Source organism: Okeania sp. SIO2B9, from assembly GCF_010672505.1.
Classification (GTDB): Bacteria; Cyanobacteriota; Cyanobacteriia; order Cyanobacteriales; family Microcoleaceae; genus Okeania; species Okeania hirsuta.
On record NZ_JAAHGK010001335.1, the window covers coordinates 1 to 2,029 of the forward strand.

The window sequence follows — 2,029 nt, forward strand, 5'->3', positions numbered from 1 at the left end:
TTGTAAGAATGATTTTTCTGCCCAACTATGCGCCTAAAATACGCTCCTTTTTGAGCGTGAAGAGCTGAAAAACAGGCACTTTTTTTGAACAAAAAAAGGCTAAAACCTTTATCTGTAAATACTTTTAGATTTAATCAGCAAGCCCTAATTACCTCATTGTTCGATCGCCTCTTTTGTATTATTCCTAACTTTGAATTTATCTTTGAAAAAAATCTCTCTCCCTTCTAATTTACTTCTCATACCAAATTCAAAAAAGGTAGTTATATCAAATCCGGTTATACAATTGTCGCACTCTATACTTCCACTCAAAGCAGACATAAAATGCCGGAATATTTCTAGATAATTCCCACTCTCTCGACTCCTTTCTCCTTTTTCCTGAGTTCTGACTTTTGACTTTTGACTCTTGACTTATGATTTCCTTACCCTTTAAAAAAAAGAACGTCGCCAATGAAATAAATTTTCTAGCCAATCTTTAACTATTTGATGACCCTCTCTTTTCTGCCTTAACCATGCTGCTGCTGTTTGAGCATTAATTTCTGATACAGTAGGCCAAATATGAGGTAAATCAGCGATCGCTTCCATTTTTATCTCTTGACGAATAGCTAATGCCATAATATGAACTATCTCACTTGCTTCAATTCCTACCACAGAAACACCTAAAATTTTGCCATTGCGATGACCAATAAATTTACAAAATCCTGTTGTTTTATCTAAAATTTGAGTCCGGTCAATACTTTTAAAATATTGCCGACAAACTAATATATTTTCTCCATAACGTCGTCTAGCTTGAGCTTCGGTTAAACCAACTCTTGCTAATTGTGGTTCTGAAAATATTGCCCAAGGAATACCATGATAATCGACCTTAAAAATCGGGAAATAAAGAATATTTTTCAAGGCAATTTTAGCCTCATAATTAGCAATGTGAGAAAATGAATAACCACCTACTAAATCTCCACAAGCATAAATCCGAGAATTAGTAGTTTGTAACTTTTGATTTAACAATAAATTATGATTATTAAACCTCACACCTACCGCTTCTAAATTCAAACTTTCAAATTCTGGTTTATTACCTGCTGCTAATATAATTTCATCTGTTTCTATACCTTCATTTCCGACTAAAATCCATTTTTTATCATCAATTTCTCTCCCTTGGGATACTTCAGTTTTAGTGATAATTCTAATACCTTCTGCTTCTAACTGAGCTTGAACTAAAAATGCTGCTTCCGAATCTTCCTTACCTAAAATATGAGAACTTTTCACTACCATAGTAACCTTAGTTCCTAACCGAGAAAAACTCTGCGCTATTTCTACTCCACTAGGGTCTCCACCAATAACTACCAAACTTTGAGGAAGTTTTGAGAGTTGTTTAATTTCTTGAGGAGTAATAAATTTGGTAGTTGTTAATCCTGGAATAGGTGGTATTATAGGCTGGGATGCTATGGCTAAAAGATATGTGCGAGAGCGCAGATGTCGTCCTTTCATCACAAAAGCTAAATTAGGGCGATCAACAAACTTACCCTCACCAAAAATTACATCTATCCCTAATGCTCCTAAAATTGCAGGTTCATATTTTGATAATTGATTAGAAACCACATAGTCAGCATACTTTTTTGCTTCTTCAAACTTAACCCAAATATCACCAGAATCATCATTACCTTGATAAATACCAAACTGTTGTTTGTGGTCTATCTGCTCAACAAAATTTCCTATTTGACCAATAATTTTGTTGTGATGAAATCCTTGGGTGCTGCTAAAATCTGAAAAAGAAGGTTGTACCAGTGCCACACGACCTTGCAGTTGTGTTGCGGTAATAGCTGCATAAATCCCTGTTATTGTCCCACCTATGATTACTACATCGTAGTCAAGCATATTTATTTTTCGGTGTTGGTGATTTGAGGTATAATATAGCGCTGTGCGCAGGCAACAGGCAACAGGCAACAGCTCATCTGGGGGAATAAAAGACCGATAATACAAGACTTTTAGCTATTGGACAGTTCTTGTAATTTGTAAATATGCCAGCGCACATTGC

Annotated in this window: 1 protein-coding gene; it reads right to left on the reverse strand. The window is 35.3% G+C overall.

Translation table 11 applies throughout. The features are described from left to right. Window positions 1-426: 426 nt before the first annotated feature. Window positions 427-1,869 carry an NAD(P)/FAD-dependent oxidoreductase gene (locus F6K13_RS30450; RefSeq protein WP_124144892.1) on the reverse strand — a complete coding sequence of 481 codons (1,443 nt, stop codon included), beginning with the start codon at window positions 1,867-1,869 and terminating at the stop codon, window positions 427-429. Between the last annotated feature and the right edge of the window lie 160 nt (window positions 1,870-2,029).